This window comes from Oxalobacteraceae bacterium OTU3CAMAD1, assembly GCA_024123915.1.
Taxonomy (GTDB): Bacteria; Pseudomonadota; Gammaproteobacteria; order Burkholderiales; family Burkholderiaceae_D; genus Rugamonas.
Genome location: CP099650.1, coordinates 3,224,220 through 3,248,291 on the forward strand (window position 1 = coordinate 3,224,220; position 24,072 = coordinate 3,248,291).

Genomic DNA, 24,072 nt, shown 5'->3' on the forward strand with positions numbered 1-24,072 from the left:
ATTACGGCGTGCCGCCTAATCCGCCCTACGTGTCTCCGTTGTTACGCGGCCGTCGATAAATTCTGAACCACGTAGGGCGGATTAGCGTAGCGTAATCCGCCACGATCCGCCAGCGGCCCACGCCCAAATCCACGACTAAAACCGCGTCTCCCGCGCAACGCGCAGGAAGTTATCCAGAATGCCCGTGCAATCGAGCAGCTCCACGCCGCCGGCGCTGTGGAACTCCGGGTGCCACTGCAAGCCCATCACAAACGGCGCCTTGCGATACCTGATCGCTTCCACCATATTGTCCGGCACCGACAGCGCCTCCACCACCATATCGCGGCCCAGGGTCTTGACGGCCTGATGGTGGATCGAATTGACCAACCCGGTCTGATGCCCCTTGAACAGCTTGCTCAACGACGACCCGGCCGGAAAACTGATCTCATGCCGGTTGCGGTCATACTCGTCATTCACGTGCGCCAGCGAATCGGGCACGTCCGACGCGATGTCCTGATACAAGGTGCCGCCGAAGGCCACATTGATCAGCTGGCATCCACGGCAAATCCCCAGCACCGGCTTGCCGGCCTCGACGAATTCGTGCAACAACTCCAGCTCGTACATGTCGCGCGCGCGGTCGCCGCCCCATTCGGGCCGGGTCGGCGTTTCCGAGTAACTCTGCGGCGAGACGTCGGCGCCGCCCTGCAGCACCAGGCCGTCGAGGTGGCGCGCATAGTCGCGCAGGCGGATGTTGGATGGGTGCAGCAGACCATCGGTATTGACGGTGGGGATCATAAACACCAGCACGTCGCGCGACATGACCCATTGCGCAATCGATTCCTCCAGGTATTGCAGGTTCTTGCTGCGCAGGCCGGTGGCGCCGGCTTCCGGGTGGAAAATCCGCGCCGACACGCCGATGTGCAGCGGCCGCTGAATGATGTGGCGCGTGATCGATGCGGCGACCCGGCGGTAGCGTGCCATGACGACCCGGCCCCACAGGCTGAAGACGTTGTCGCCCGGGTCGAGGTAGCGGGGCGTGCCCACCTCGGGGCGCGTCGAGCGGCGCTCGTGGTCGCTGGCGCGGCGGTGAGGCGTTTCCTGCACGTGCACGTCTTCTGGCGGTACGTCTATGATGTCCTTATCGTCCGGCCCGGTGCTCATGCTGTCCCTCATTTACTATTGACATGATGCCAGTGTGCCATACACCGGCGTCGACGGTCGCCCGGTTCACAAATCCTTACAACTGTCGGTTGTGACCAGGTCGAGCAGACCGTCGGCGAAGCCGGCCACCAGAGGATCGGCCTCGCGCAGGCAAACCAGACCGACGGCCGACAGTAGCTTGCCGTTTGCCAGTGGCACGAAACACACGCCGTCCGGCGCCATCAACCGCATGCATTCCGGCACGATGGCGATGCCCAGGCCGGCCGCGATCAGGCTCAGCTGCGACGATTTGCGCGACAGCGCCCGGGCCGGTGTCGGAAAGAAACCCTGTTCCAGGCACAGGTTGGCGACCAGGTAGCTCAGGCCGCCCCGGTCCTTGTGCGGTATCGAGATGAACTTTTCCTTGCTCAGGCTGGCCAGTTCGACGTTGTCGAGCGCGGCCAGCGGCGAGTGGTGCGACACGGCCACCATCAGCCGCTCGGTCGACACTTGCCGCACATGGATGTGCGGATATTTGCGCAAGGTGGGCAGGCGGATCAGGCCGATGTCGGCGCGGCCTTCCTCGATATCGAGGGTCTGGTTGTCCGACGGCGCCATCGATACTTCCAGGGTCACGCCGGGGGACAGTTCGAGCAGCCGGGCGATGGCGCCGGTCAGCGTTGGCGTCAGGATCACCGAGCTCGAATGCTGCAGCCGGATCACGCCGCGCGCGCCGAGGCCGACCTGGCGCGCCTGCACCACCGTGTCGTCGATATCGTCGAGGATGCGCTTGCCGCGTTCGAAGAACAGCTGGCCGGCCGGCGTCAGCTCGATGTGGCGCGAGTCGCGCGTCAGCAGTTGCGTTTGCAGCTCGTCTTCCAGTTCCTTGATCTGGCGGCTCAGCGCCGATTGGGCGATGTACAGCTTTTCGGCGGCGCGCGAATAACTTCCCGCCTCGACGATTTCAACGAAGTACTTGAACTGTTTAAGCGATATCACCGTGTATGCCGTTTCGAGATAGATGGCCGCCGTATTTGATATTGGCCCGAACGGAGCGTCGCCGTTAAAGTGAAGCGTCTCTTCTTCATTTACGGAACCGCCATGTTGGAGCTTATCGGAATAATCGGCGTGGTATTGAGTATTGCAGTAAAACTGATATGCGTCCAGATCGGTTGCGGCAGCGGCAAAGACGAACGCGAGGATTGAAGCGGCAGCCCATATAATTGGGCATGAATAAAAATAATCTGCTTGTCGGGGCGCGCGTGCTGGCGTCGGTCGTGCTGTCGATATTGTCCGTCTGGGGTGGCCTGGCGCTGTGGTTTCAGCTGCCGGCCCTGCGCTGGCCGGCGGTGGTGGTGTGGGGCGTTGGCGCCGTCGTCACGCTGGGGCTGTGGTGGCGCAAGCGCAATGCGCGCGTGGCGCTGCCATGGCTGGCCGCGATGATCGCGCTGATGGCCTGGTGGAGCACCTTGCAGCCGACGCACAACCGCGTATGGGCCGACGATGTGTCGCGCATGGTCACCGGCCAGGTCCAAGGAGGCGTCGTCACCCTGGACCAGGTGCGCAATTTCGACTGGCGTAGCGATACCGACTACACGCAGCGATGGGAAGCGCGCAGCTACGACCTGGATCAACTGCGTTCGGTCGATGTGGCGATGTCTTATTGGATGGGGCCCGCGATCGCACACACGCTGGTGTCGTTCGGCTTCGCCGATGGACGCTATCTGACGTTCTCCATCGAGATCCGCAAGCAGCGCGGCGAGAGCTTCGACGCGATCGCCGGGTTCTTCAAGGGTTTCGAGACGGTGCTGATCGCTGCGGACGAGCGTGACATCCTGCGCGTGCGCACCAACGTTCGCGACGAGGACATGTATTTGTACCGGTTGAAGATGCCGCCCGAGGCGATGCGCTCCTTGTTCCTGGCGTATCTCGACGAAGGCGCAAAGCTCAAGCGCGAGCCGCGTTTTTACAATACGCTGACGGCCAACTGCACCACGATCATATTCGAGATGGCGCGACGCATCGATCCGGGATTGCCGCTGGATTGGCGCTTGCTGGCATCGGGTTATCTGGACCGGTATTTGTTCGACATCGGCGCGTTGGCGGGCGGGCAGGATTTCGAGACGCTGCGCCGGAACGCACACATCACGCAACGCGCCCGCGCCGCCGACAAGGACGAGGATTTCTCGACCCGTATCCGAACCGTCGCCCGATGATCCCATTTAAACCCGAACCCCGTACGCTTTTGCCACGACGCTTGCGCCGTCGCTTAGGGGTCGTACCCCAAGGGGTACGACCCCGTCTGGCTGTGCGGGTTAAGCTGCCGCGAGCCGCTTCAGCGCGCGAAATACAGCGCGTTCACCCGATCCAGGCTAACCTCGGCCGCGCGCTGCGACAGCACGACTTTCCCGCTCTGCATCAGATAAACGTGATCGGCGATGCCAATCGCCCGTTCCGTGTTCTGCTCGACCAGAATAATGGAGCGTCCGCCAGCCTTGAGCCGCTCCAGCGTCTCGAACACCTCGTTGGCGATCACCGGCGCCAATCCCAGCGACGGCTCGTCGACAAGCAGCAAACGCGGCTCGGACATCAACGCCCGCGCCATCGCCAACATCTGCGCCTCGCCACCCGACAGAGACCCCGCCAACTGCGCGCGCCGTTCCCGCAGGCGGGGAAACATCAGGTACGACTTCTCCAGCCGCGCCTTGACATGCGCCCGATGCGACGGATGATAAGCCCCCATGATCAGGTTCTCCTCCACGCTCATGTCACGGAAGGTCAAACGGTCCTCGGTGATCAGCGCCACGCCATGGTTGGCCATATGCCAGGTCGGCGTGCCGTTCAAACGCCCGCCGTCGAGACGGATCTCGCCGCCGTTCACCGGCAGCAGTCCCATGATCGTGCGCAGCAGGGTGGTCTTGCCGGCGCCATTCGGACCGATGATGGCCGTCAGCTCGCCGGCCTGCGCCCGCATCGACACATCCCACAATACGTTGATGGCGCCATAACCGGCGCGCACCCGGTCCAGTTCAAGCATTGCCGGCTCCAACCGTGGCTCCCGTATAGCTGCGCATCACCTCGGGATCGCGGAAGACGGCATCCGGCGCGCCATCGGCGATCAACTGGCCGAAATTTAGCACCACCACCCGCGCGCACAGGGCGCTGATGGTCTCGATATCGTGCTCGATCATGACGATGCCGACGCCAAAACGCGTATGTATCTCCCTGAGCATCTCCATGAAGCGGCGCTTGCCGGTGGTCTCCAGTCCCGCCAGCACTTCGTCGAGCAGCAGCAGCTTGGGCGATGTCGCCAGCGCCTTGGCAACTTCCAGCGCTTTCAACTCGGTCAGCGACAATTCGGTGGAGGCGTCGCGGGCGGCCTTATCGGCCAGGCTGGTGAATTCCAGGATTTCGTCGATCTGCTTCGTGTCGATCTTGTCGGCGCCGAAGCGCTGGGCCACGATCAGGTTCTCGCGCACCGTGAGTTCATGCATCGGCTGCGGCACCTGGAAGGTGCGGCCGATGCCCAGCCGCGCGCGCCGGTACATGGGCGTGCGCAGCACGTCATGGCGATCGAAACGGATGCTGCCGCCGGTCGTGCGCACCAGTCCCGAGATGGCGTTGAAGAGCGTGGTCTTGCCGGCGCCGTTGGGGCCGACCAGTCCGACCACGTCGCCGGTGCCGACATTGAGCGTCACGTTGTTGACCGCCGTCAGGCCGCCGAAGCGCACCGAGAGGTTGTTCAGTTCAAGCATGGTCGTTCCTTCCTGGCTTGGAAGCGGGCTTTTGCAGCAGCGGCAGCAGGCCGGTGGGACTGAAGATGATCATCGCGACGAGCAGGCCGCCCAGCACCAGTTGATGCCCGGTGGGGATCAGCGCCTTGAATACCAGTTGATCGAGCAGATACACCACCAGCGCGCCGATCACCGGTCCGGCGATGGTGCGGTAGCCGCCGAAGATGGCGGCGACGATGGGCAGCGTCACCCAGACGCCGTTGAAGGCGTAATCCGGTTCGAGGAAATTCAGGTAGTGCGCGTTGAAAGCGCCCGCCACGCCGGCCATGAAGGCCGACACCATCAACATCAGCCCCTTGAGCAGCGTGCTGTTGACGCCAACCACGCGGGTGGCGTCCTCGCTGTCGTGCATCGCGCGCAGGGCCAGGCCGTAGTGGCTGGCGCGGATGGCGCGATAGGCCAGCGCGAACAGCAGTACGATGGTGAGGATGACCAGATAGGCGCCGGTCTTGCCACCCATGTCGACGCCGAACATGTTCGGTAGCGGCGTGGGTAGCACCGGGATATTGCCGATGCCGCCGGAGCCGCCGGTGACCGACGTCCATTCGGTGGCGACGATGCGGAAGATATGGGCGTACGCCAGGATCGCCAGGGCGAAGTAGGGGCCGCGCAGGCGCAATACCGGCAGCATCGCCAGCGAGGCGACCACCGCGCCGGCGCCGCCCAGCGCCATCCCGGCCGGCACCGGTAGTCCGGCCTTGAGCGTGACAATGGCCGAGACATACGCGCCGACGCCGAAGAAGGCGCTGTGGCCGAAGCTGACCATGCCCCCCAGATTGCCCAGCAAGGCCCACGACAGCGCCACGCAGCCGATCACCAGCGCCGCGACGACCATACTCATGATGTACTGGTTTGCGCCGAACAGCAGCGGTACGGCGCCGTAGCCGGCGGCCAGCAGCGCGACGAAGAGCGGCCAGCCGCGCGACGGCTCGAGGCGGCCGCTCATCCGCGCCTCCGGCTTGCGCCCATCAGGCCATTCGGCATCACGAACAGCACCAGCAGGAATAGCATCATGCCGGCCAGCTCCTGCAGGGCGGAACTGGCCAGGGTGACGGTCAGCGCCTCGGCCACGCCAAGCAGCACGGCGCCGAGCAGCACGCCGGGGATCGAACCGACCCCGGCCAGCACGGTGATGATGAACGCCTTGACGGTCAGCGCGCCGCCGTACGCCGGCTGGATCACGCCGTAGCTGTACAGCGCGACGCCGGCGAATCCGGCCAGCATGCCGGCGACGATGAAGGACACCAGTTCCGTGCGCGCCGGCGGAATACCCATCAACTTGGCCGCCTCGCGGTTGCTGGAGACGGCGCGCAGCGCGCGGCCATACCAGCTGCGCGACAGCCACCACCACAAGCCGGCCATCAGCAGCAGGCTGACGATGAAGAACACTGCCTCGCCGCGCATGCTGTACAGCGGCCCGACGACAAACGCCTCCTGCAGCCAGCTGGAACTGGTCGAGCGCACATCGGCCTTCCAGATCAGCAGGATCAGGTTCGTCATGATCACGCCGATGCCGAAGGTGAGTATCAGCGAGTTGATCTCGCGGTCCTTGCGGATGCGGCTGACGATGCCGTACACGCCGGCCGATGTCAGGCTGACGACGATCACGGCGATAGGAATCGCCCACGCGGGATTGAGCCCCAGCCCTGATTCCACCGTGTAGGCGATATAGGCCGCCAGCAGCACCAGCTCTCCGTGGGCGAGGTTAATCACCCGCATGGTGCCGAACACCAGCGCCAGTCCCAGCGCGATCAGCGCGTAGGAGCCGCCTTGGAGCAGGCCTGAATACAGCGCCTGCAGAATAAGGTCGGTCATGCGCCGATGCCCGCGCTTACCACGGTTTTCCCGGATAGACCATCTTGCCGGTGGCGTTGGACGCCGGCCAGACGATGACGATGTTCTTGCCCTGGTGCTGGGCCATGCGGTGGACGAAGTTCAGGTTGTCGCCGTTGGCTCCGAACTGCACGCGGCCGATCAGCGTTTCGCGGTCGGTCTTGCGCAGCTCCTCGGCGACGCCGCCTTTCTTGACCGTGCCCTTGTCGGCGGCGCGGGCGATGGCCTCGAACAGCAGCATCGATTGCACGTAGCCGAACTGGCCCAGGTAGTCCGGCTCTTTCTTGTACAGCGCCTTGTAGGCGGCGGCGAAAGCCTTGCCGTCGGCAGTGTCGAAGGTGGCGGGGAAGGGCAGCAGTGCGGTGCCGTACACGTTGGGCATCAGGTCGGGGAATTCGGCCGCCATCTTGGGCGTCGCCAGCGACCACACGCCGATCAGCGCCTTGACGGGCGGCTTGAGCACGCGCGCCGCGCGCAGGATGCCGACATAGTCGTTCTCGTAGCCGACCATCAAAATCACTTCGGACTTGTCCTGCAGCCGGATCTTGTTGACGATCGGCTTGAAGTCCGTGATGGCCGGGTCGAACGAATGCGCCGTCGCTTTTACACCCTTCGCCGCGAGCGCTTTTTGCACCGAGTTGGCCAGGTCGGAGGTCGCTTCCTTGGTGGAGAAGATGATGGACACGCTCTTCGCGCCCATGTCGGCCAGCGTGCCCAGGACGGCTTTTTCGTAGCCGGCGGTGTTATTGATGCGGAAGAAATTCTTGCGGCCGCTGTTGACGAGGTTATCGTCGACGCCACCGGAGGTGATATAGGGCAGCGCCAATTTATTGGCCGCGTCGGAGGCGGGGGAGATGTTGTTGGAGCCGTAGCCGCCGGTGATGGCGATCGCGCCCTCGCTGGCCAGCTTCTCGACCGCCGCCACCGCCTTGGCCGGCGCCGATTCGTCATCGATGGTAACGATCTTGATTTTGTGTTTGCCGTTGCCCTTGTTGAAGACATCGGCGGCGACCATCACGCCTTCCTGCATGCCCGCGCCCACCCGCGCCAGGGTCCCGGTCAGCGGCAGCTGCGCGCCCACGATGAATTCCTCCGCGTTAGCGCGGGCCGCCATCACTGTCATCATCACCGCGAGCGACGCGGCCATCGTTATTTTTCTCATGACTGTCTCCACCTTTCGGGTTATTTTTGTGCCAGTTGCCGCAGCCGTCCTTTCAGTATCTTGCCGGTCGTTGCAGCTGGCAGTGTTTGCATCGCGATGATCTCCGACGGGCATTTGTAAGGCGACAGCCGGCCCGCCAGGTACTGCTGTAATTCCATGGTCAACTCCGCAGTCGAACCGCTGTGGCGAGGATCGAGTTCGACGAAGGCGACCACCTCCTCGTTGCCGTCGCCGGTACCGGCGTCGCGGCCCACCACCGCCGATTGCGTCACCGCCGGATGGGCGTTGAGCACCGTTTCCACTTCCAGCGGATAGACGTTGAAGCCGGAGCGGATGATCAGCTCCTTGGTGCGGCCGACGATGAACAGCGCGCCGTCCGCCTCCCGGCGCGCCATGTCGCCGGTGTTGATCCAGCCGCCCGGCCGCATCGCCGCCGCCGTCATCTCCGGCTCGCGGTAGTAGCCCAGCATGACGTTCGGACCGCGTACCCATAGTTCGCCGTCCGCGCCCGCCGCCACATCGGCGCCCGCCTGGTCGACCACGCGCACCTCCACACCAGGAATCGCTGTGCCCACCGAGGCGTCGCCGCGCGGCGCGTCCAGGCGCGTTTGGCTCACCGTCGGCGAGGTTTCCGTCATGCCGTAGCCGTTGTGCAGCGCGACGCCAAGCAGATCCTCGACTTGCGTTTTCAGGCTGGGCGACAGCGGCGAGCCGCCGGCGTAGGCGAAGCGCAGCCGGTTTTCCAGCCGGCGCGGTTGGCCGTTGTCGCCGGTCCCCAGCTTTTCCAGCAGGCGCGCATACATCGCCGGCACGCCCTGCAGGATGGTCAGGCCGTCGTCGCGGATCGCCGCGATCAGCGCGTCGGGCGTGAAGCGCGGGCACAGATACAGGCAGGCGCCCGCGTACAGGGTGCCCAGCATGACCGAGGCCAGTCCATAGACGTGCGTGATCGGCAGCACCCCGTAGGCGCGGTCGTCCGGCGTCAGGCCGCGCAGCGTACTCGAAATGGCGGCGATGAACAAGAGGTTGCGGTGCGTAAGCATCACGCCCTTGGGATTGCCGGTGGTGCCGGTGGTGTAGATCAGCGCCGCTACCTGGCGGTCGGACGAGGCATGCGGCGCTTCCGGAACGCTGCCGGCGTTCGGCGCGCCGATCATCCACGAGACGTCGTCGAAAGGAGGCTGCGCCGGCTCGGCGCCATGGCGTTGGCCATGGGCCGCTGTTTCTGGGGAGGCGGCTATCGATGTGTAGATCACGCGCCGCGCGCCGCTGTGGTCGAGGATCTGGTCCACCTCGGGCGCGGAGAGGCGGCCGTTGACGTGGACGATCCAGGCGTCGATGTCGGCGGCCGCGAAGGTCAGCACCACTTGCGCGACGCAGTTCTCGCCGACCACCATCAGGCGGTCGCCGGCGCGCACATCGAGCCGGCGCAGCAGCGCGGAAGTTTGATCGACCGCCGCCGCCAGTTGTGCGTAGTTCCATTGCCGCTGGCCGTCGTGCAGCGCCGGCGCGTCCGGCGCGCGCGCGGACCAGCGGCGCGGAATGCCGCTGATGCGGTCCGGCAGCGATATCAGCACCTGCTCGACATCGATATCGGCGTTGGCGCCTATCCTGTTCATCCGGCCAGCGCCGGGGTTTTCTGGTCTCTTGTCATGGTCTCCCTCTCGGAAGTCCCCAATGTGCCGATTCGGCCAGACCCTGTCAAGCTTTGATGTCGATCAGCGTGCCGAGGTTTTCGTCGGCGGCCCGTATCACTTTGGCCGACAGGTCGAACTGCGCCTTGTAGACCAGCGAGTTGGTGGCCTCGGTGGCGAAGTCGGTGCCGCTGGCTTCCGACGACTGCATTTGCCGTCCCTGGACCGATAGCGTGACGCCGCCGCCGGCCGGGGAGGCCTCCTGAAACGTGGCGCGCGCGGGTTGGAAGCCAGCGGTGCTCATGTTGGCGACCGAGTGCGCGCTGTTGGCCAGGGCGCCGACGCTGGCCTGCAGGCCCGAGGCAGCGGTGTGGAGTGCGGATATCGACATGGTAGTTGGCGGTCCATTATTGCCTTGAGGAAATAGCTTCCAGTTTAGCTCATTTATTGCCGGGATGTACGTTAACTAGACCGTTAGACAATATATTGGTTTAAAAACCGCTGTATCTATGCTACTCTGCGCCCCTTAGTTGGTTTTAAGAAATAATCAGGGGAGTAGTAAACATGGCGTTTTTTGATTTTCTGGAGAAGGACCGCACCATAGCGGGTTCCGGCTTCAACCGCTGGCTGGTTCCGCCGGCGGCCTTGGCGATCCACCTTTGCATCGGTATGGCCTACGGTTTCTCGGTGTTCTGGCTGCCGCTGTCGCGCGCCGTCGGCGTCACCGAGCCGCTGGCCTGCGCGGCCGAGATGGATTTGATGGCCCGTATCCTGTCGTCGACCTGCGACTGGCAGATCTCGATGCTCGGCTGGATGTACACGATGTTCTTCGTCTTCCTCGGCCTGTCCGCATGGCTGTTCGGCGGCTGGCTGGAACACGCCGGTCCGCGCAAAGCGGGCGTCGTGTCGGCGCTGTGCTGGTGCGGTGGTTTGGTGATTTCGGCGCTGGGCGTCTATCACCACCAGATCTGGCTGATGTGGATCGGTTCCGGCGTGATCGGCGGTATCGGACTCGGTCTGGGCTACATCTCGCCGGTGTCGACCCTGATCAAATGGTTCCCGGACCGTCGCGGCATGGCGACCGGCATGGCCATCATGGGCTTTGGCGGCGGCGCGATGATCGGCGCACCGCTGGCCGACATGCTGATGAAGCACTTCGCCACCGCCGGCGGCGTCGGCGTCTGGCAAACCTTCTTGGCCATGGCGGCGATCTACTTCGTCTTCATGATGGCGGGCGCGCTGTCGTACCGCGTGCCGGCCACCGGCTGGAAACCGGCCGGCTGGACGCCGCCGGCGACCAACGCCAACGCCATGATCACCACCCGCCACGTCCACGCCAGCAAAGTGTGGGGCATCCCGCAATTCTGGCTGGTGTGGCTGGTCCTGTGTCTGAACGTGACGGCCGGTATCGGCATCCTGGGCATGGCTTCGCCGCTGCTGCAGGAGATCTTCGGCGGCCAGTTGCTGGGCGTGACCACCGCGTTCAACGAGTTGACCCTGGCGCAGAAAGGCCAGATCGCCGCCATCGCCGCCGGCTTCACCGGCCTGCTGTCGCTGTTTAATATCGGCGGCCGTTTCGTGTGGGCGTCGTGCTCCGACTTCCTGGGCCGTAAAGTCACCTACGGTATCTTCTTCGTGCTGGGCTTCACGCTGTACGCGTCGATTCCTTCGATGGCGCACGGCGGCCATCTGGCGCTGTTCGTCGGCTTCTTCTGCATCATCCTGTCGATGTACGGCGGCGGCTTCGCCACCGTGCCGGCCTACCTGGCCGACTTGTTCGGCACGCAGATGGTCGGCGCCATCCACGGCCGCCTGCTGACGGCGTGGGCTGCCGCCGGCGTGTTCGGCCCGATCCTGGTCAACTACGTGCGCGAGTACCAGATCGCCAACGGCGTGCCGAAGGCGCAGGCCTACGACTTCACGATGTATGTGCTGGCGGGCCTGCTGCTGGTCGGCCTGGTGTGCAACCTGCTGGTGCGTCCGATCGCCGACAAGCACTTCATGACCGACGCCGAACTGGCGGCCGAGAAGAAGCTGGCGCACGAGCGCGACGCGGCCGCATCGACCGGCGCGGCCGCTGCGGCGGGCGGCACCACCAGCCCGATCGCGGTCGCTTTCGGCTGGCTGGCGGTGGGCATCCCGATGGCCATCGGCATCTCGATCACGGTGCAGAAGGCTTCGGTCTTGTTCAAGTAAGGCCGTAGCCTCCTGGAGGGCGACGGGGCCGGTTCAGCTTGTGCTGGGCCGGCCCTTTTTTTATCGCCCGGATGTTGCGGCTTGTCATTGGCCGGCAGCATTTTTGCTGACGGAGAGCAAAACAGGCAGTCCGTTTGTCGAGAAGGCGGTTCGGTGCACCTTTGATCTAGATCATATAGCGCGTGTCGGGCTGACGTAGCCTTGGCATTCGCGCTGCAGACGCGTCGTCGAAGACCGGATCGACACCATCGCTAGATTTCAAGGCAACCTTTTACTTTCTTTTCGAGGCATACTTATGTATCCATTTTCCCAGTCAGTCACCCCAGCCGCCAGAACTCATCTGGAAGCGCAGTTGTCGTTCTTCAACGACATGTCGAAATCCTTGTTCCGTACCGTTCAGCAATACAGCGACCTCAATATCCAACTGGCGCAAACCATGCTGGAAGAAAGCACGATGAGCGGCCAGAAATTCATCACCGCGAATCGCCCGACCGAAGCGATGGCCGCAGCGGCGGCGCACGCCCAGCCGGCAGCGGAAAAGCTGCGCGCCTACCAGCAGCACCTGTCGCGTATTGCCGCCGACACCCAGGTTGACCTGTCCAAAGTAGCCGAAGAGCACGTACAGGAAACCAGCCGCACCGCCCGGGCCCTGGCCGACGAGGTGGCGCGCGTAACGTCGGAAGAAACGGAAAAGAACCTGCGCAGCCAGCAGGACGCGGTCAGCAAGTTCACCGATCCGTTCATGAACCAGTTTGACGGTTCGCGCCAGTCGCGCGGCACCGAAGTGCGCGGCAGCCAGTCGCTGCAGAGCGCCGGCCAGAACGGCGCCGAAGGCCAGGCAGGCAGCATGCAAGGCGGTCAGGCATCACAAGCACAAACGGCGGCGCAGGCGGCCGCCCAGGGCAGCAAGCAAGCCGGAGCCCGCAAGGAAACTTGATACCGGTTGCAGTAAAATAAGACGAGATTTGCCGTGTGCGGGATCGAGGATCGCCGCGCGCGGCATTTTTTTCGCTCATGCTTTATCATGGCCAGCTTATGCTGTCTGGAGATAGGGTATGACAACTTCCACCACCGCGCAGCCGGAATCGCTGCATATTGTTTGTCCACATTGCGACGCGGTCAACCGCGTGCCGGCCGCCCGGCTGTCGGCCGAGCCGGTGTGCGGCAAGTGCCAGCGCGCGCTGTTCACGGGCCAGCCGGTCGATCTGTCGAGCGCGCGCTTCGGCAAGCATATCGAACGCAGCGATATTCCGGTGCTGGTGGACTTCTGGGCGCCGTGGTGCGGCCCATGCCGCACGATGGCGCCGTTCTACGCACAGGCGACCCAGCGGCTGGAGCCGCAATTCCGTGTCGTCAAGGTGAATACCGAAGAGGCGCAGGATTTGTCGGCGCGCTACGCGATCCGCAGCATTCCGACGTTGGCGTTGTTCAGGGGCGGCCGGGAAATCGCGCGCCAGCCGGGCGCGATGGACGCATCCAACATCGTCGCGTGGGCGACGCAAAATAATCGGTGATGATTATTCCGCCGCGCGGTCCAGCCATTTTCGGATGCCGTCCAATGTGCGGAAATCGGCGATCGAACGGGTGTTGATGTGCGGGTGCCGCGCTTGCAGCATCTTCGTTAGCGCCGATCCCGGCCCCAATTCCAGCGCGTAGGTGATGCCGGCTTCGGCGCAGGCGTCCATGCAGGCGAGCCAGCGGATCTTTTCCGCCATCTGGCGTGACAGCAGCTCCACCGCTTGCTCTTTTCTATCGACAGCCGTCGCAGTGATCCCGGCCAACACCGGCGCGGCCATCGGGCCGAACGCTGTTTGCCGCAGCGCGTCGGCGAACGGCCGCACGGCGTCGCGCATGAATGGCGTGTGCGATGCGACTTCGACCGGCAGCCGCATGCATCGTCCTCCCGCAGCGACGACGGCCGACTCCAACGCCTGCGCTGTTTGAACCGAACCGCCGGCGATACAGGCGTCGTCGCCCGTTTCTATGCTGATGTGGAAGGCGTGCGCTGTCGCCAGTTCGTCGAGCCGTTTTGAGCTCAAACCAGATAATGCCAGCAATACCTGGCCCGGATGCATCGCCAGGCACGCGTCCATCAGTCGCGCGCGTTGAGCCGCCAGTTCGGTCGCCGTAGCGGCGGTGAATGCGCCGGCCACGCCATACGCCGACAATTCGCCGATGCTGTACCCGGCGACCAGCGCCGGTTGCTGCGTGAAGTCCCGGATCGCTTCCCACATGCCCAAGGTCGCGGCCACGATCAACGGCTGCGCGTTGCTGTTGACGTAAATGTCCTCGCCATCGAAAACCTGCGGCATGGCGGCGCACAGGCGGTCGAGCAGGGCGGCCGCGCTGGCGCTGGTGCGCGCCAGGTCGAACATCTCCGCGTGCTGCCCACCCTGGCCGGGGCAGAGCAGCAGCAGACGTGATTGGGCGCCATACGACATCGCTACCGCCTGTCCGCGTCCAGCGCGGCGATGGATTGCACAAGGCAGCTTGCCGCCAGCAGATCGGCGGCGCCACCCGGCGAAAGTCGCCGTTGTACGAATACCTGATGGCTGGCCAGCGCCTGTCCGAGCCAGTCGGCGTTCGCGGTGCCGCCGGCTTCAATAAAGCGCTGCGCGTGCTCCCTCACCGTTTGCGCGCCTTGCGGGCCGGCGCGGTGATAGACGTTGCTGTCGCTGATGTGTGCCATCAACGCGAACAGCGCGTCGATGCGGGCCATCGTCATCGTGGCGCCGCGTGCGCGCGAGGCCTGCAAGGCCGGCACGCCGATCTCGAATACCGACGGCAGGCCAAGCGCGCCTTCCTCCCGCGCGCCGCTCGCCGCGTACTGCGCCGCCACGCGCAGGCCGTTGCTGGTCGCGGCGGCCGGTGTGGGTGGTGCGCTGGCATGCATCGCCAGTTCCTCGCCCCAGCGTATCAGCATGGTGGCGCGCAGCGCGGCCGGCGTCATCGGCGTACCTTGGGCGCGCGCGCGCCCCGCCGCCGCGCACAGCAGCCCGAGGCTGAAGATGGCGCCGCGATGGGTGTTGATGCCTCGCGTCGCTTTCAGCATCGCCTTTTCCGCCGCGATGCCAAGTTGCTTCAATTGAGCGAAAGGCGCGTCGGCTAATCCCGCCAGGCAGATGTTCCTGAAATAGTGACGCAGCGAGAACAGGCTGCGCATGAAGGTGGCGGCGTTCATGTCGCTATGGCTGCCCGAATCGACCAGCGACACCAGCCCCGGTTTCGGATACAGGCATAGTTCTGTGTACAGGCTGGCGACGGCCAACCGAGCGATCTCGCAGGCGTGGCGTCGTCGCTCATTCGCGCTTAACTGTCTTGGCGCGGCGTGTGGAATGCGCGCGCGCGGACGGGTTGCAGGGAGGGTGGGGCGCATCACGACGGTTCCAGTAGCGACAGCAGCGACGCCGTATCCGCCAGGCGCACCGCGCGCAGCTCCTTGACTAGCACCTTGGCCGGATGCTCGATCGCCATTTGCCACTCCTTCCACGAAACGGCAGCGCCGCCGGGAAAAACGATTTCGCCGTCGAGCGGCAGCAGCGCGGCGTGGCGCGACAGCACCGCGATGCCGTCCTCCAATTGACGCCGGCTGGTCGGGTGGAACAGGATGTCGGCGTCCGATGTCGGCGATACGTAGGGCAGACCGGTGATGGCTTCCATCGCCAGCGAACCGTAGATGCGTAGATGCATATCGGCGGCATCGTGTTCCAACGCGGCGAGCGGCGCGCGCAGGGGCCCCGACATGATGCGTACGACGGACGCCAGCTCAATCGCGGGCGTCGCTTTTTTGATATGTGCCGCAAGCACGCGCAGCGAAATGCGCACCTTCTCGCCGCTGTCTTCGTCGGGAGGTAAAGGCAATCCGAGACAAATTTCATCCGACGCCGCGTTGGCGTCGGCACGCCGCGCGATGACCGGCCAGGACTGGCTTTGCCACAGCCTGAAGGCCATCTTCGGCTGCGGCTCCGTAATCGCCTGTGCGGCGTTCCAGCCAGCTTCGTCGAGCCAGACCAGCATGTGCCGCTCCAAGCCGGGAACGGCTGTCGTGGTCATGCCTGTTTTCTCAGGCGGCGTGTACATCGCTGTCCGTCATGACGGCTTCGATCACCGGCTGCGCCAGGCGTCGCCCGCCGCGTTCCAGCCCCAGCGCGCTGCGCCGGTCGCCGGTGGTCGGTTCCGCCAGCGCCGCTGTGAGTTGCGCCCCCAGATCACCCTCCCAGATCGCCTGCAGGCCACCCATGCGCAGGTAGTTCTCCGGTCCGGGCGCGAACACGGGATTACTTTGCGCCAGTTCCGTCAAGCGTTCCTCCGGCACTTTGGTGATCCGCGCCATCGCCGGCAAACCCATGACGCGGATGGTGGCGTCGGGCAGGGCGTAGCAGGCGTCGGCCATCAGGCCGCTGGTGATGAACCCACCCGACAAGGCCTGGTCGTACACCAGACCGACGATCTTGTGGCCTTTGCGCCGCGCCAGGTCGACGCACTTTCCAAGGTGCGCCATGTAGCTATTGATGCCCAACATTTCGTCGCGATGACGCAAACGCTGGCCTTGTGTATCGATCAGCATCAGTATCGGCCTGCCGGGCGCTTCGCGCACCGTTTGCAGTATCGCCTTGGCCTGCGCCAGCGCGATCTCCACGCCGATCGGTGTGTGGCCGGTGGTGCCGATCACCGCGACCGTTTGGCCGTCCACCTGTCCGCTACCGGAAAGGAAATCGTCCTTCTCCACGATCGTATGACCTTGCGGGAACAGGGAAGCCGCCAGTTTTTTCCAATCCATGTCAGGCTCCCATGCGGCGCGTTGCGGCTGCCGCGATAAAACTGTCCACTTCCAGCATCGGCACGTTGGCCGCGTCGGGTATCTGCATCGCGGTCCAGATGTCGACCGGATCGGGCAGGGCGCCGAAGCGCGTGATGCGCTCGTCGAGCATCCGCTGCTCGGTTTCCAGCGCCTCCAGCGACAGCTCGGCCGGCTGGCCAGCGTTGGTATACTGCGCCACCGCCTCTTGGGCGGCGGCGCGGAAGGCCGCGATATCGTCGGCGACGATGCGCTGGCAGTCGCCCATCAAATAGCGGTGCTTGCCGCCGGTGCTGCGCCAGACCAGCGCGCGGTCGCGCGAATCGAATTCCTCGACGCCGTTGGCAGTTTCGATCACTTCCGGACCGGACATCGCCAGCCGGCCTTCCTCCGACATCACCACCACATTGGCGCAGCGCGAGACGATGCCCATGCCGCCGAAGGCGCCGTTGGAACCACCCACCAGCACGATCACCGGCACGCCGGCGGCGCGCGCGTCGAGCAGGGCGCGCATCACTTCCGACACCGCGATCAGGCCGGCGTTGGCCTCGTGCAGGCGCACGCCGCCCGATTCCACCAGCAGCACCACGGCCGAGACCTTGTCGGCGACGGCGCGGCGCAGCAGGCCGACCAGTTTGGCGCCATGGACCTCGCCCACGGCGCCGCCCATGAAACCACCTTCCTGCGCGGCCGTGTAGACCGGCACGCCGCCCAGCAGGGCGCGGCCGACGGCAACGCCGTCGTCGAAGGCCACCGGCGCGTTGAGCTGACCCAGGTGCGGACTGATGACGCGTTTGGACGGCGGCAGGAATTCCTCGAAGCTGCCTGGATCGAACAACTGGTGGAGGCGCTCGCGCGCGGTCGCCTCCTGATAGCTGACGGCGCGGATTGGATTCACGTCGGGGTTCAAGGCAGTGGTCACGATGCGTCTCCCAGCATGGTTTGCACGGCCTGGTCGAGCCGCAGGCTGACGACGGCCGGCGTCGCGCCCATGTCGTTGATCGAGATGCGGGTGTCAGCCAGCAGCCAGCGCGCGTGGAAATCGTTCATCACGGCTTGCCAGATAGGGCCGAAGCCCACCGCCGCCGTGGTGATCTCGATGGTGCAGGCGCCATCGAGCGCCGCCGGCTCGATCAGCACTTCCAGATTACCGGAACCGACCACGCCGACCACTTGCGGATCGGTCCTGAGGCGGCGGGTTCCTTGCTCGAATCGGTAGTTCAGGGTTTCCATAGTTATTCCTTTACCAGTTGCGGAAACGCTTGGGCGGCTGATACAAACCGCCCGATGCGCGCACCAGGTCTTTCATATTGCGGGCGGCCAGCAGGTCGCGTGTGGCAAGGCGCTTGTCGACGCCGAGGTCCTCCGCACGCTGAATGATGCCACGATCGCGCAGATTTTCCACCATGCGCGCGTCGCGTCCCAGTCCGACCGGTGTGTAGCCGGCCACGCCGCGTATCGCCTGCTCGCGCTCCTCGTCGGTGCGGCACAGCAGCAGGTTGGCGATGCCTTCCTCGGTCAGGATGTGGGTGACGTCGTCGCCGTAGATCATCACGGGCGGAATCGCCATTTTGGCCTGTTCCATCAACTCCCAGGCGTCGAGTTTTTCGACAAAGGCCGGCTGCATATGTTCGCGGAAGGTCTCCACCATCTGCACCACCAGCTTCTGGCCGCGCGGGATCGTGTTGCGGCCTTCGCGCGCCTGCTGGCCCGCCTTCAGCCACGCCGGACTGGCGTGGCGCCGTCCGCGCGCGTCCGCGCCCATGTTGGAGGCGCCGCCGAAGCCGGAGATGCGGCCCGCCGTCGCCGTCGACGAATTGCCCTGCAAATCGATTTGCAGGGTCGAGCCGATGAACATGTCGCAGGCGTAGTGTCCGGCGGCCTGGCACATGGCGCGGTTGCTGCGCATCGTGCCGTCGGGGCCGATGGCGAAGACGTCGGGCCGCGCATGGATGTAGTCCTCCATGCCCAGCTCCGAGCCGAACGAATGGACCGATTGCACGAAGCCTGCTTCGATCGCCGGAATCAGCGCCGGGTGCGGGTTGAGCGCCCAATGCTTGCCGATCTTGCCGCGCAGGCCGAGCGACTCGGCGTAGGTCGGCAGCAGCAGTTCGATGGCGGCGGTGTCGAAGCCGATGCCGTGGTTCAGGCGCTGCACGCCGTATTCGGCGTAGATGCCTTTGATGGCCATCATCGCCATCAGCACCTGGATTTCCGAGATCTGCGCCGGATCGCGCGTGAACAGCGGTTCGATATAGTAGGGACGGGGCGACTGCACGACGAAATCGACCCAGTCGCCCGGCACGTCGACGCGCGGCACGCTGTCGACGATGCGGTTGACCTGGACGATGACGATGCCCTGCTTGAAGGCGGTCGCCTCGACGATGGCCGGCGTGTCCTCGGTGTTCGGGCCGGTGTACAGGTTGCCGTGGCGGTCGGCCGCCTCCGCCGCGATCAGACACACGCGCGGCGGCAGGTCGATGAAGTAGCGGCTGAACAGCTCCAGATAAGTGTGGATCGCGCCGATATTCAGTTTGCCGGCCGACGCCAGCCGCGCCACGCGCGCCGCCTGCGGGCCGGAGAACGAAAAGTCCAGCTTGGAGGCGACGCCGCGCTCGAACACATCCAGATGCTCCGGCAGCGCCAGCACCGACTGCAGCATGTGCAGGTCGTTGACCCTTTCCGGATTCAGATGCGCGAGCGCGTGGCCGAGGAAGTCGGCCTGTTTCTGGTTATTCCCTTCAAGGCAAACACGGTCGCCGCATTCGATCACCGCGTGCAGCAGATCGGCGATGCGCGCGGCCGGCAGGCTTTTGCCCGTCAGGTCGGTGCCCAGTGCCGTGCCGGCGCGCTTGAGTCGTGCGGCGCGGTTAAGCTGCAAGGTGTTCCATGCGGCGACTGTCATTTACTTTGCTCCCATAATCATGTCAGGCAGGCCTGTGGCGATGGACGGGAACAGGCATAACAAAATCACCGCCACGAACATCAGCACCAGGAAGGGGAACACGCCCCAGATCACATCCTTGAGCGGTATGTCTGGCGCGATGTTCTTGATAACGAATATATTGAGCCCCACCGGCGGATGGATCAAGCCCATTTCCATCACCACGGTCATCACCACGCCAAACCAGATCAGGTCGAAACCCGCGTCTTTCAATGGCGGCAGGATGATCGGCGCCGTCATCAGGATAATCGAAACCGGGGGCAGGAAGAAGCCGAAGACGACCACCATCAGCAAAATCACCGTCAACAGCAGCCATTTCGACAGGTGCAGGCTGACCACCCAGTTCGCGGCCGACTGGCTGATGTGCAGATAGCTCATCACGTAGGAGTACAGCAGCGACATCCCTATGATCAGCAATAGCATCGTCGATTCCTTGATCGATGAGCTGAGGATGGGGGACAGGTCCTTCGGCTTCCACACGCCGTAGATCACGGCCAGCAGCACCATCGCCAGCAGCGCGCCCAGGCCCGCCGTCTCGGACGGGGTGGCGAAACCGCCGTAGAGCGCGACCATCACGCCGATCAGCAGCACGATGAACGGCAGCACGCGCGGCAGCATTTCCACTTTTTGCTTCAAGGTGAAATGCTCGTCCTCCAGGTAGGGCGACTTTTCGCCGCCGTTCTGGTAGATGGCCAGCGCCATTTTGTATTCCTTCTGCGCGCGGTAGACGGCGTAGCCGGCGAACAGCGCGACCAGCAGGACGCCGGGACCGATACCGGCCAGGAAAAGGCGGCCCAGCGATTGCTCGGCGGCGACCGCGTACAGGATCATCGTGATCGACGGCGGCAGCAGGATGCCCAGCGTGCCGCCGGCGGCGATGATGCCGGCCGCGAAACCGGGCGAGTAGCCGCGTTTGCGCATTTCCGGTATCCCCGCCGAGCCGATGGCCGAGCAGGTGGCCGGCGACGAACCGGCCATGGCGGCGAACAGCGCGCAGGCGAACACGTTGGCGATACCCAGGCCGCCGGGAACCTTGTGCATCCACGTGTGGATGGCGGAGTACAGGTCCTTGCCGGCCGGTGATTTGCCGATGGCCGCGCCCTTCAGGATGAACAGTGGGATCGACAGCAGCGTGATCGACGCCATCTCCTCGTAGACGTTCTGCGTGATCGTGTCGAGCGAGGAGGAGGGCATGAAGAAGTACATGAAGCCCGTCGCCACCACCCCAAGGGCGAAGGCGATCGGCATCCCGGAGAACATCACCACCAGGGTGACGGCGCCATACAGCGCGCCCAGAGTCAGTTCGCTCATGCCGCACGCTCCACTGTTGGTTTATTGGTCATTCTTGCCAGTGTTTGCAGCACGATCTGGAGGGTCAGCAAGGTCATGCCGGCGGCCATCATCGAGTACGGTATCCACAGCGGCGGCGCGAAGGTCGACGACGTGGTCTGGCCATCGACCCAGGCTTCGTGGAACAGCGCCCACGATTTCCACGCGAAGAAGGCGCAGAACAGCGCCGAGACCAGGTCGACGAACAGCAGGCGCGCCGCGTTGACGCCGCGCGGCAGCAGCGAAGCCACCGCCTCGATGCCGATATGGCCGCGATGCGACTGCACGAAGGCCGTGCAGAAGAACGTCACGCCGACCAGCATGAACACCGACGCCTCGTCCTGCCAGTCGGTCGGCGCGTTGAAGAAGTAACGCGACACCACCGAATAGGTCAGCACGATGGCGGTGAGCACCAGCGCGATCATCGACAGCAGCAGCAACGCGCGGTTCAGGCGGTCGAGCAGCGCGGTCGCCGCCGCCACGATGGCGTTGTCGGGCGGCGCGGGGCCGCGGCCCGGCTCCAGCTCGAAGCCGTGGCTCATAGCGTTTGCTCCGCCAGCTTCAGCAGTTTGGCGCAGTTATCGTTCTTTTCGCCGTAATCCTTCCAGGCGGTGGTGCGGGCGATGGCCTGCCATTTTTTCACCACGGCCGGGTTCAGGTCGACCACCTTGGCGCCGACTTTCTGATAGACGGCGGCCACCTGGATGTCGTCGGCCTTGGCCGATTTCATGGCGAAGGCCTCAAGCTCGGCGCCGACGGTCAGGATCAGCTGCTGCTGGTCCTTCGGCAGCTTGTCGAAGATCGCGCGCGACATCATCAGCGGCTCGAACATGAACCAGTAGGCGCCGTTGCGGCCCGTGGTCAGCGCCTTCGATACTTCTTCGAGGCGGAACGAGATCAGCGAGGTGGAGGAGGTCAGCGCCGCTTCCATCGCGCCGGTCTGCATGGCGGCGTAGATTTCGTTCGACGGCAGCGACACCACGGCGGCGCCTGCGGCCTTGAGGATCAGGTCCATCTCGCGCGAGCCGCCGCGTATCTTCATGCCCTTGGCGTCATCCGGATCGACCACCGGCTTGGTGCGCGAGGCGACGCCGCCGGCCTGCCAGATCCAGCTCACCAGCACGATGCCTTTTTCGTACAGGATGCGACTGAGTTCCTTGCCCACTTCGGCGTTCTTCCAGCTGTACGCCTGTTCGTATGACGTCACCAGCCCCGGCATCAGGCCGATGTTCACCTCGGGGACTTCGCCGCCGGCATACGACAGCGGCACCAGCGACAGATCGAGCGCGCCTTTGCGCATGGCCGAGAACTGGGCGTTGGTCTTCATCAGCGAGGAACCCGGATAAATCTCGAATTTCATCGCGCCCTTGGAGCGTTTTTCCACTTCTGCCGCGAACATGCGGGTCATGCGGTCGCGGAAGTCGCCTTCGTTGATCGTCCCGCCCGGGAACTGATGGGAGATTTTGAGCGTCTTCGTCTGCGCCCATGCTGGTTGAAACAACAACGGGCTTGTGGCCAGTGCGGCGAGTACGGACCTGCGGGTAAAAGTGGTCATACATTCCTCCAAGAAATTGATGTCTAGAAATATTATCTTTATTGCATACGATATGCAATCTTCTTTTTTATGTATACAAGATCGTTCACCGTGGATACATTGTCAAGGTCAAATTCGCATTTATAATGAAGCCTGTATTACGGAGGCATCGCAAACCCATGACTAACCATTCCGCAAGCTTGCGCGAACAAATAGAAGAAATGATCGCGGTCGGCGTGTTCAAGCCCGGCCAGCATCTGGACGAGACCGAACTGGCGACGCGCTTCGGCGTCTCGCGCACGCCGATCCGCGAAACGCTGATACAGCTGGCGTCAATGGGGCTGGTGGTGATCCGGCCACGGCGCGGCGCCATCGTGGCCGAATTGGGGCCGCAGCAGCTGGTGGAGATGTTCGAGGTGATGTCGGAACTGGAGTCGACCTGCGGCCGGCTGGCGGCGCGGCGCATGACGCCGGAGGAGCAGAAGGCTTTGCTGGCGGCACACGAGGCCTGCCTGGCGGCGATGCAGGCGCACGAGCCGGATGACTATTACTACAAGAACGAAGTGTTCCACGAGGCGATCTACGCCGGCAGCCATAACCAGTTCTTGATCGAGCAGACGCGCAATCTGTACCGGCGCCTGCGGCCATATCGCCGCCTGCAGCTGCGCGTGCGCGACCGGCTGGCCAATTCCTATCGGGAGCATGAAGGGGTGGTGCAGGCCATCGTGTCCGGTGACGGCGACCTGGCGGCGCGGCTGCTGCGCGATCACGTGATGATACAGGGGCAGCGCTTTTCGGACCTGATGGCGTCCCTGCCGCAGTTGACGCAGGACGCGGCTTAATTTCGCCGCGCTGGATTACTCCTGGCTGGCTGCGCCGCGCATGATGCGCACCGGTTTGATGTTGGAGCTGGCCGGATCGGCAGGTAGCATGTCGGCCAGGGTCTGTTTGTCCAACACGTCCAGGAAGGCTTTGGTGGCGTCGTTGAGCGTATGTTTGAGGCGGCAGTCCGGCGTCAGCGGACAGGTATCGTTGGCGCGGTCGAAGCACTCGGCCATGAAAAAATCCGTCTCGGTTGCCCGCACCAGGGCGCCGATGTTGATGTCCTTCGGCTCCTTACCGAGGCGCAGGCCGCCGTTGCGGCCGCGTACCGTCTCCACCAGCCCGGACTGGCCCAGCTGATAGACCACTTTCATCAAATGGTTTTTCGAGATCACATGCAGGTCGGCGATATCCTGGATGGTCACCAGGCGATCCCGATTCGCGCTGAGGAAGAGCAGCGTTCGCAGCGAATAGTCGGTAAAAGAGGTCAGTCGCATTGATGGGTACTTAAGACAGTTTAAGGCGCTATTCTAACCGCGGATGTATATTCGTGCGTGGGCGTACGGACAATAGCTTCCAGGGAACGCAGACTTAGTCAACATCAAGGAGGAACCATGGTTAACGAAGATACGCGCCGCCAGTTCGTCAACGAGCTTTGGCAGCGTTTTGAGGAATTACAGCAGTGGGCGGAAGAGAATTGGCCGGACAAGGAAAATCCGCTGTCCAGCGCCGATTTTGTCGAGTCGCGCAAGGAGATACTGGGCTTGCGCAATCCGGCGCAGGCGCCGGGCGGGTTGCCGGCGGACCGCGAGCCGGAGCAGGGCGGCGCCCAGTATGTGAATGTGAATCCCGCCCCGTGGCCTTAAGGCAGGTCTAGAGACACGTAGGGCGGATTAGGCGGAACGCC

General features: G+C 64.2%; 26 protein-coding genes. 6 read left to right on the forward strand and 20 right to left on the reverse strand.

Annotated elements, in window-relative coordinates; translation table 11 throughout:
• Positions 1–135: 135 nt before the first annotated feature.
• Both NHH88_13935 and NHH88_13940 read right to left on the reverse strand, forming a co-directional pair.
• On the reverse strand, positions 136–1,140 hold the full coding sequence (locus NHH88_13935) for a type 1 glutamine amidotransferase (protein USX16815.1): 1,005 nt from the start codon (positions 1,138–1,140) through the stop codon (positions 136–138).
• A gap of 66 nt (positions 1,141–1,206) precedes the next feature.
• Positions 1,207–2,118, reverse strand: a complete 912-nt coding sequence (locus tag NHH88_13940; protein ID USX16816.1) for a LysR family transcriptional regulator — start codon at positions 2,116–2,118, stop codon at positions 1,207–1,209.
• A gap of 230 nt (positions 2,119–2,348) precedes the next feature.
• Here NHH88_13940 and NHH88_13945 point away from each other — a divergent pair, with 230 nt between their 5' ends.
• A complete protein-coding gene (locus NHH88_13945) occupies positions 2,349–3,335 on the forward strand; it encodes a DUF4105 domain-containing protein (protein USX16817.1) in 987 nt (328 codons plus the stop codon).
• A 119-nt stretch (positions 3,336–3,454) separates the two neighbouring features.
• On the opposite strand, the gene NHH88_13950 is transcribed toward NHH88_13945, so the two are convergent.
• The 7 genes from NHH88_13950 to NHH88_13980 form a co-directional block, all read right to left on the reverse strand.
• Positions 3,455–4,156 (reverse strand): ABC transporter ATP-binding protein, encoded by a 702-nt coding sequence (locus NHH88_13950; GenBank protein ID USX16818.1) that lies wholly within the window; start codon positions 4,154–4,156, stop codon positions 3,455–3,457.
• Positions 4,149–4,874, reverse strand: a complete 726-nt coding sequence (locus NHH88_13955; GenBank protein ID USX16819.1) for an ABC transporter ATP-binding protein — start codon at positions 4,872–4,874, stop codon at positions 4,149–4,151. The genes NHH88_13950 and NHH88_13955 overlap by 8 nt, the downstream gene beginning before the upstream one ends.
• Entirely contained in the window at positions 4,867–5,859 is a 993-nt protein-coding gene (locus tag NHH88_13960) for a branched-chain amino acid ABC transporter permease (protein USX16820.1), read from the reverse strand. The genes NHH88_13955 and NHH88_13960 overlap by 8 nt, the downstream gene beginning before the upstream one ends.
• Positions 5,856–6,728 (reverse strand): branched-chain amino acid ABC transporter permease, encoded by an 873-nt coding sequence (locus NHH88_13965; protein USX16821.1) that lies wholly within the window; start codon positions 6,726–6,728, stop codon positions 5,856–5,858. Before NHH88_13965 ends, NHH88_13960 begins: the two co-directional genes overlap by 4 nt.
• A 16-nt stretch (positions 6,729–6,744) precedes the next feature.
• Positions 6,745–7,908 carry an ABC transporter substrate-binding protein gene (locus tag NHH88_13970; protein USX16822.1) on the reverse strand — a complete coding sequence of 388 codons (1,164 nt, stop codon included), beginning with the start codon at positions 7,906–7,908 and terminating at the stop codon, positions 6,745–6,747.
• Between the two features lie 20 nt (positions 7,909–7,928).
• Positions 7,929–9,527: an AMP-binding protein gene (locus NHH88_13975; GenBank protein USX16823.1), complete on the reverse strand. Its 1,599-nt coding sequence runs from the start codon at positions 9,525–9,527 to the stop codon at positions 7,929–7,931.
• Between the two features lie 82 nt (positions 9,528–9,609).
• A complete protein-coding gene (locus NHH88_13980; GenBank protein USX16824.1) occupies positions 9,610–9,933 on the reverse strand; it encodes a hypothetical protein in 324 nt (107 codons plus the stop codon).
• 173 nt (positions 9,934–10,106) lie between these two features.
• Between NHH88_13980 and NHH88_13985 the strand changes: the two genes are divergently transcribed.
• The 3 genes from NHH88_13985 to trxC all read left to right on the forward strand — a co-directional run bounded on the left by NHH88_13985 (position 10,107) and on the right by trxC (position 13,252).
• Positions 10,107–11,738: an OFA family MFS transporter gene (locus NHH88_13985; protein ID USX16825.1), complete on the forward strand. Its 1,632-nt coding sequence runs from the start codon at positions 10,107–10,109 to the stop codon at positions 11,736–11,738.
• 295 nt (positions 11,739–12,033) lie between these two features.
• Positions 12,034–12,675, forward strand: coding sequence for a phasin family protein (locus NHH88_13990; GenBank protein USX16826.1), 642 nt, complete (start codon positions 12,034–12,036; stop codon positions 12,673–12,675).
• A gap of 118 nt (positions 12,676–12,793) precedes the next feature.
• Complete coding sequence (gene trxC, locus NHH88_13995; protein USX16827.1) at positions 12,794–13,252, forward strand: thioredoxin TrxC; 459 nt, start codon at positions 12,794–12,796, stop codon at positions 13,250–13,252.
• A gap of 3 nt (positions 13,253–13,255) precedes the next feature.
• On the opposite strand, the gene NHH88_14000 is transcribed toward trxC, so the two are convergent.
• From NHH88_14000 to dctP, 10 genes are read right to left on the reverse strand one after another with little or no spacing between them, the layout of a single operon-like run.
• Positions 13,256–14,179 carry an acyltransferase domain-containing protein gene (locus tag NHH88_14000; protein ID USX16828.1) on the reverse strand — a complete coding sequence of 308 codons (924 nt, stop codon included), beginning with the start codon at positions 14,177–14,179 and terminating at the stop codon, positions 13,256–13,258.
• Between the two features lie 2 nt (positions 14,180–14,181).
• Entirely contained in the window at positions 14,182–15,114 is a 933-nt protein-coding gene (gene mdcB, locus NHH88_14005) for a triphosphoribosyl-dephospho-CoA synthase MdcB (GenBank protein ID USX16829.1), read from the reverse strand.
• Positions 15,114–15,791: a malonate decarboxylase holo-[acyl-carrier-protein] synthase gene (gene mdcG, locus NHH88_14010; protein ID USX16830.1), complete on the reverse strand. Its 678-nt coding sequence runs from the start codon at positions 15,789–15,791 to the stop codon at positions 15,114–15,116. Before mdcG ends, mdcB begins: the two co-directional genes overlap by 1 nt.
• 10 nt (positions 15,792–15,801) lie before the next feature.
• Entirely contained in the window at positions 15,802–16,518 is a 717-nt protein-coding gene (gene mdcE, locus NHH88_14015; protein ID USX16831.1) for a biotin-independent malonate decarboxylase subunit gamma, read from the reverse strand.
• A 1-nt stretch (position 16,519) separates the two neighbouring features.
• Positions 16,520–17,458, reverse strand: a complete 939-nt coding sequence (locus NHH88_14020) for a biotin-independent malonate decarboxylase subunit beta (protein ID USX16832.1) — start codon at positions 17,456–17,458, stop codon at positions 16,520–16,522.
• The gene (gene mdcC, locus NHH88_14025; protein ID USX16833.1) at positions 17,455–17,769 is read right to left on the reverse strand and encodes a malonate decarboxylase acyl carrier protein; all 315 of its coding nucleotides are present in this window, start codon (positions 17,767–17,769) and stop codon (positions 17,455–17,457) included. Before mdcC ends, NHH88_14020 begins: the two co-directional genes overlap by 4 nt.
• Before the next feature lie 10 nt (positions 17,770–17,779).
• Positions 17,780–19,441: a malonate decarboxylase subunit alpha gene (gene mdcA, locus NHH88_14030; protein USX16834.1), complete on the reverse strand. Its 1,662-nt coding sequence runs from the start codon at positions 19,439–19,441 to the stop codon at positions 17,780–17,782.
• Entirely contained in the window at positions 19,442–20,791 is a 1,350-nt protein-coding gene (locus NHH88_14035) for a TRAP transporter large permease (protein USX16835.1), read from the reverse strand.
• The gene (locus NHH88_14040; GenBank protein USX16836.1) at positions 20,788–21,351 is read right to left on the reverse strand and encodes a TRAP transporter small permease; all 564 of its coding nucleotides are present in this window, start codon (positions 21,349–21,351) and stop codon (positions 20,788–20,790) included. Before NHH88_14040 ends, NHH88_14035 begins: the two co-directional genes overlap by 4 nt.
• Positions 21,348–22,364 carry a TRAP transporter substrate-binding protein DctP gene (gene dctP / locus NHH88_14045; GenBank protein ID USX16837.1) on the reverse strand — a complete coding sequence of 339 codons (1,017 nt, stop codon included), beginning with the start codon at positions 22,362–22,364 and terminating at the stop codon, positions 21,348–21,350. The genes NHH88_14040 and dctP overlap by 4 nt, the downstream gene beginning before the upstream one ends.
• Positions 22,365–22,522: 158 nt before the next feature.
• Between dctP and NHH88_14050 the strand changes: the two genes are divergently transcribed.
• Entirely contained in the window at positions 22,523–23,185 is a 663-nt protein-coding gene (locus NHH88_14050) for a GntR family transcriptional regulator (protein USX16838.1), read from the forward strand.
• Between the two features lie 15 nt (positions 23,186–23,200).
• On the opposite strand, the gene NHH88_14055 is transcribed toward NHH88_14050, so the two are convergent.
• Positions 23,201–23,662 (reverse strand): Rrf2 family transcriptional regulator, encoded by a 462-nt coding sequence (locus NHH88_14055; protein ID USX16839.1) that lies wholly within the window; start codon positions 23,660–23,662, stop codon positions 23,201–23,203.
• A 117-nt stretch (positions 23,663–23,779) separates the two neighbouring features.
• Here NHH88_14055 and NHH88_14060 point away from each other — a divergent pair, with 117 nt between their 5' ends.
• Positions 23,780–24,031 (forward strand): hypothetical protein, encoded by a 252-nt coding sequence (locus NHH88_14060; GenBank protein USX16840.1) that lies wholly within the window; start codon positions 23,780–23,782, stop codon positions 24,029–24,031.
• Positions 24,032–24,072 lie beyond the last annotated feature (41 nt).

What these genes read in the sequence shown, in the direction of transcription:
- NHH88_13935 (USX16815.1), bottom strand. Translation starts at nt 1,140, where the DNA reads ATGAGCACCGGGCCGGACGATAAGGACATCATAGACGTACCGCCAGAA.
- NHH88_13945 (USX16817.1), top strand. Translation starts at nt 2,349, where the DNA reads ATGAATAAAAATAATCTGCTTGTCGGGGCGCGCGTGCTGGCGTCGGTC.
- NHH88_13950 (USX16818.1), bottom strand. Translation starts at nt 4,156, where the DNA reads ATGCTTGAACTGGACCGGGTGCGCGCCGGTTATGGCGCCATCAACGTA.
- NHH88_13955 (USX16819.1), bottom strand. Translation starts at nt 4,874, where the DNA reads ATGCTTGAACTGAACAACCTCTCGGTGCGCTTCGGCGGCCTGACGGCG.
- NHH88_13960 (USX16820.1), bottom strand. Translation starts at nt 5,859, where the DNA reads ATGAGCGGCCGCCTCGAGCCGTCGCGCGGCTGGCCGCTCTTCGTCGCG.
- NHH88_13965 (USX16821.1), bottom strand. Translation starts at nt 6,728, where the DNA reads ATGACCGACCTTATTCTGCAGGCGCTGTATTCAGGCCTGCTCCAAGGC.
- NHH88_13970 (USX16822.1), bottom strand. Translation starts at nt 7,908, where the DNA reads ATGAGAAAAATAACGATGGCCGCGTCGCTCGCGGTGATGATGACAGTG.
- NHH88_13975 (USX16823.1), bottom strand. Translation starts at nt 9,527, where the DNA reads ATGAACAGGATAGGCGCCAACGCCGATATCGATGTCGAGCAGGTGCTG.
- NHH88_13980 (USX16824.1), bottom strand. Translation starts at nt 9,933, where the DNA reads ATGTCGATATCCGCACTCCACACCGCTGCCTCGGGCCTGCAGGCCAGC.
- NHH88_13985 (USX16825.1), top strand. Translation starts at nt 10,107, where the DNA reads ATGGCGTTTTTTGATTTTCTGGAGAAGGACCGCACCATAGCGGGTTCC.
- NHH88_13990 (USX16826.1), top strand. Translation starts at nt 12,034, where the DNA reads ATGTATCCATTTTCCCAGTCAGTCACCCCAGCCGCCAGAACTCATCTG.
- trxC (USX16827.1), top strand. Translation starts at nt 12,794, where the DNA reads ATGACAACTTCCACCACCGCGCAGCCGGAATCGCTGCATATTGTTTGT.
- NHH88_14000 (USX16828.1), bottom strand. Translation starts at nt 14,179, where the DNA reads ATGTCGTATGGCGCCCAATCACGTCTGCTGCTGCTCTGCCCCGGCCAG.
- mdcB (USX16829.1), bottom strand. Translation starts at nt 15,114, where the DNA reads ATGCGCCCCACCCTCCCTGCAACCCGTCCGCGCGCGCGCATTCCACAC.
- mdcG (USX16830.1), bottom strand. Translation starts at nt 15,791, where the DNA reads ATGACCACGACAGCCGTTCCCGGCTTGGAGCGGCACATGCTGGTCTGG.
- mdcE (USX16831.1), bottom strand. Translation starts at nt 16,518, where the DNA reads ATGGATTGGAAAAAACTGGCGGCTTCCCTGTTCCCGCAAGGTCATACG.
- mdcC (USX16833.1), bottom strand. Translation starts at nt 17,769, where the DNA reads ATGGAAACCCTGAACTACCGATTCGAGCAAGGAACCCGCCGCCTCAGG.
- mdcA (USX16834.1), bottom strand. Translation starts at nt 19,441, where the DNA reads ATGACAGTCGCCGCATGGAACACCTTGCAGCTTAACCGCGCCGCACGA.
- NHH88_14035 (USX16835.1), bottom strand. Translation starts at nt 20,791, where the DNA reads ATGAGCGAACTGACTCTGGGCGCGCTGTATGGCGCCGTCACCCTGGTG.
- NHH88_14040 (USX16836.1), bottom strand. Translation starts at nt 21,351, where the DNA reads ATGAGCCACGGCTTCGAGCTGGAGCCGGGCCGCGGCCCCGCGCCGCCC.
- dctP (USX16837.1), bottom strand. Translation starts at nt 22,364, where the DNA reads ATGACCACTTTTACCCGCAGGTCCGTACTCGCCGCACTGGCCACAAGC.
- NHH88_14050 (USX16838.1), top strand. Translation starts at nt 22,523, where the DNA reads ATGACTAACCATTCCGCAAGCTTGCGCGAACAAATAGAAGAAATGATC.
- NHH88_14055 (USX16839.1), bottom strand. Translation starts at nt 23,662, where the DNA reads ATGCGACTGACCTCTTTTACCGACTATTCGCTGCGAACGCTGCTCTTC.
- NHH88_14060 (USX16840.1), top strand. Translation starts at nt 23,780, where the DNA reads ATGGTTAACGAAGATACGCGCCGCCAGTTCGTCAACGAGCTTTGGCAG.